The sequence below is a fragment of the Streptomyces sp. KLMMK genome, from assembly GCF_036961605.1.
GTDB lineage: Bacteria > Actinomycetota > Actinomycetes > Streptomycetales > Streptomycetaceae > Streptomyces > Streptomyces telluris.
Map to the genome: position 1 here is coordinate 1 of NZ_JBAMDC010000564.1, position 3,164 is coordinate 3,164.

Annotated in this window: 3 protein-coding genes and 1 riboswitch; of the genes, 2 read left to right on the plus strand and 1 reads right to left on the minus strand. The window is 73.8% G+C overall.

All coding sequences use genetic code 11. The features are described from left to right. Positions 1 to 288: 288 nt before the first annotated feature. A complete protein-coding gene (locus V7793_RS35550; RefSeq protein ID WP_336013809.1) occupies positions 289 to 939 on the minus strand; it encodes a class II aldolase/adducin family protein in 651 nt (216 codons plus the stop codon). Between the two features lie 150 nt (positions 940 to 1,089). Between V7793_RS35550 and V7793_RS35555 the strand changes: the two genes are divergently transcribed. Then, positions 1,090 to 2,331 (plus strand): inorganic phosphate transporter, encoded by a 1,242-nt coding sequence (locus tag V7793_RS35555; RefSeq protein WP_336013810.1) that lies wholly within the window; start codon positions 1,090 to 1,092, stop codon positions 2,329 to 2,331. A 26-nt stretch (positions 2,332 to 2,357) separates the two neighbouring features. Further along, positions 2,358 to 2,588, plus strand: coding sequence for a hypothetical protein (locus V7793_RS35560; RefSeq protein WP_336013811.1), 231 nt, complete (start codon positions 2,358 to 2,360; stop codon positions 2,586 to 2,588). Between the two features lie 233 nt (positions 2,589 to 2,821). Next, a riboswitch (cobalamin riboswitch) is annotated at positions 2,822 to 2,941 on the plus strand. Positions 2,942 to 3,164 lie beyond the last annotated feature (223 nt).

Below are 3,164 nucleotides of genomic sequence, written 5' to 3' on the forward strand. Positions count from 1 at the left end.
TTGCCGCCGGCCTGGCACCGCCGGACTCCACCGCGGTGGTCGCTCGCCGCTGCGGCGGGGGTTTGCTGCGTGGCAGCCGGAGGGTCATGGCGCTCGTCGTTCGAGCCGAGCCGGAACCTCCTGCCGCCGCCACGGCGAGCAACCGCGACGCACCGTCCCGGCGGTGCCGGACCGGCCGTCGGCTCGGCACCGCCGGATTCCGCCGTCGTGGTTGCTCGCCGCTGCGGCGGAGGTTTGCTGTGTGGCTGAGGTCACAGCAGGGCCCCTGCCCCGGGCGGCCAGGGCGGCCTACGGCCTCCCGTAGCCGCGGAGCTTCTCCGCGGCCTGGGCGGCCTGGGCGGGAGTGAGGAGCGTGGGGGTGCGGCCGGGGAGCGACGAGGCGGTGAGCCAGACGTGGCACATCCACTCCAGCTGGGCGGTGCGGTCGTACGCCTGGTCGAGGCTCGCGCCGTAGGTGAGGGTTCCGTGGTTGCGCAGGAGGCAGCCGGTGCGGCCGGTGAGGGCCTCCAGGGCGTGCGCGGCCAGCTCGTCGCTGCCGTACAGGGCGTAGGGGGCGACGCGGACCGGGCCGCCGAGCGCGCCGGCCATGTAGTGGATCAGCGGCAGCTCGTCGACGAGGGTGGAGACGGCCGTGGCGTGCACGGCGTGGGTGTGCACGATCGCGGCGGCGCCGGTGGCGCGGTAGACGGCGAGGTGCAGGGGGAGCTCGCTGGTGGGAGCCAGGTCGCCCAGGACCGGACGCCCCTCCAGGTCGACGGCGACCAGGTCGCGCGGGGTCAGCCGGTCGTACGGGATGCCGCTCGGGGTGACGACGACGGCGTCCCCCACCCGGGCGGAGACGTTGCCCGAGGTGCCCACCACGAGGCCGTCGGCCGTGGTGCGCCGTGCCGTGGCCACGACGCCTTCCCACGCCCGGCGGATCTGTTCGCTCTCTCTCATTCGTCCCTCCGTCCGTCCTTGCTTCCGCCCTGCCATCCGTGCCCCGCCTCCGGTTCGCGTCATTGATCAGTCCGGCCCAGTTCACCTTCCGTTCACCAAGGGTCTTTACGGTCCACGCTGTACTGACCATCGAGCTGATTGCCTGGGTGAATGGAACACATCACGCTTCTCATCGGGATCGTGATCGTCACGGCCTTGGTGTTCGACTTTACGAACGGCTTCCACGACACGGCCAACGCCATGGCCACGACCATCTCCACCGGGGCGCTCAAGCCCAAGACCGCGGTGGCCATGTCGGCCGTGCTCAATCTCGTAGGCGCCTTCCTGTCCGTGGAGGTCGCGGCGACGATCTCCAAGGGCATCGTCGACGAATCAGGAATCCGGCCGGAGATCATCTTCGCCGGACTGGTCGGCGCGATCGTCTGGAACCTGCTCACCTGGCTCGCGGGCCTGCCCTCCAGCTCCTCGCACGCGCTCTTCGGCGGCCTGATCGGCGCGACCATCGCCTCGGTGGGCACCGGCGCCGTCCACGGTGACGCCGTCGTCATGAAGGTCCTCATCCCCGCCGTCGTCGCCCCGGTCGTGGCCGGCCTGGCGACCGTGCTGGCCACCCGCATGACCTACCGCCTGGCGCGCAACGCCGACCCCGAGGCCAGCGCCAAGGGCTACCGCGCCGGGCAGATCGCCTCGGCCGCCCTGGTCTCCCTCGCCCACGGCACCAACGACGCCCAGAAGACCATGGGTGTCATCACCCTCGCGCTGATCTCCGGCGGCGCCCTGGGCGTGGACGCCGACCCGCCGATGTGGGTCATCGCCTCCGCCGGTATCGCCATCGCGCTCGGCACCTACCTCGGCGGCTGGCGCATCATCCGCACCCTCGGCAAGGGCCTGGCCGACATCCAGCCGCCGCAGGGCTTCGCCGCCCAGACCGGCGCCGCCGTCACCATCCTGGCCTCCTCCCACATCGGCTTCGCGCTCTCCACGACCCAGGTCTGCTCCGGCGCCGTCATGGGCGCGGGCATGGGCCGCAAGGGCGGCGTGGTGCGCTGGTCCACCGCCGGCCGCATGATCGCCGCCTGGGGCCTGACCCTCCCGGCCGCCGGTCTCGTCGGTGCCGGCGCCGCGCTCCTGGCCGACCAGGGCGACTGGGGCGTCACCGCGGTCGCCGTCCTCGCGCTGATCGCCTGCGGTGCGATCTGGGTGGCCTCGCGCCGCAAGCCCGTCACGCACGACAACGTCAACGACCTCAACGAGCCGCAGGGCGTCGCCCCGGTCCCGGCGGAGCCCGTCGGCGTGGTCACCGCGGCCCTCCAGGCCGTGTCCCCGCCGCCGGCCGGCCCCACCGCCGCCCCGGCCGCCACCCCCGCCCCCGCCCCCGCGACGGCCGGCTGACCGCCGGGCAACGGAGGAGAACCACCATGAACATCGACTGGGCAGCACTCGGCCAGGTCTTCGGCGTCAGCCTCGTGGCCACCCTCGGCCTCGTGGCCGTCTTCACCCTCGGCATCGTGGGCACGTCCCGCAAGGCCGGGCCCGCCGCCACCGCCCCGGCGGCCGGCCCGGGCGTGGCGGCCCGCACCGGCGCGTACGCCTGCTTCGCACTGTGCGCCGCCGCCGTGGGGTACGGCATCTACCTGATCGTGGCGTAGCCCCACGATCCGCCTCGTCCGGCCGGGATCCCCAACGGGGGTCCCGGCCGCTGCGTTTCCCTCCGGGGATTGCAGGAAGCCTCCGGGTGCTGCGGGCGGCACGGCGGAGTCCGGCGGTGCCGTGGTCCCCGGGCTGCCCGGCGCAGCCGGGACGGCGGGTCCGGCCAGGTCAGAGGTGAGTTGACGGCGCCCGCGGCACATGGTGGACTTCCGGAGCCAAACGGCGACAGCAGAGGAAGCCGGTGTGAATCCGGCGCGGTCCCGCCACTGTCACCGGGGAGCGTCTCCCCCACGCGATGCCACGGCGGCGAGCCGGAAGGCCGGGGCGGCGCGGATCCGGGAGCCAGGAGACTCTGGTCGCCGGTCACGTCGAGCCAGGGCGCGGACCCTGAGTGAGGACATATCGTCATGCCCGGCGCCCGCCACCGAACGCCCCGCACACTTCCCTCCCCCCGCCGAGGCGTGACGGCGGTCTGAGCCGATGCGTGCCGATCCGATCGGTTTCGCGTGCGGCGCCGCCCTCGGCTTCCTCGGTGACCGCGTCCTGGGCGACCCCCGCCGCGGCCACCCCGTGGC

Bases quoted from the DNA above. Each gene is read 5' to 3' on its own strand.
- V7793_RS35555 (WP_336013810.1), top strand. From the start codon at position 1,090: ATGGAACACATCACGCTTCTCATCGGGATCGTGATCGTCACGGCCTTG.
- V7793_RS35550 (WP_336013809.1), bottom strand. From the start codon at position 939: ATGAGAGAGAGCGAACAGATCCGCCGGGCGTGGGAAGGCGTCGTGGCC.
- V7793_RS35560 (WP_336013811.1), top strand. From the start codon at position 2,358: ATGAACATCGACTGGGCAGCACTCGGCCAGGTCTTCGGCGTCAGCCTC.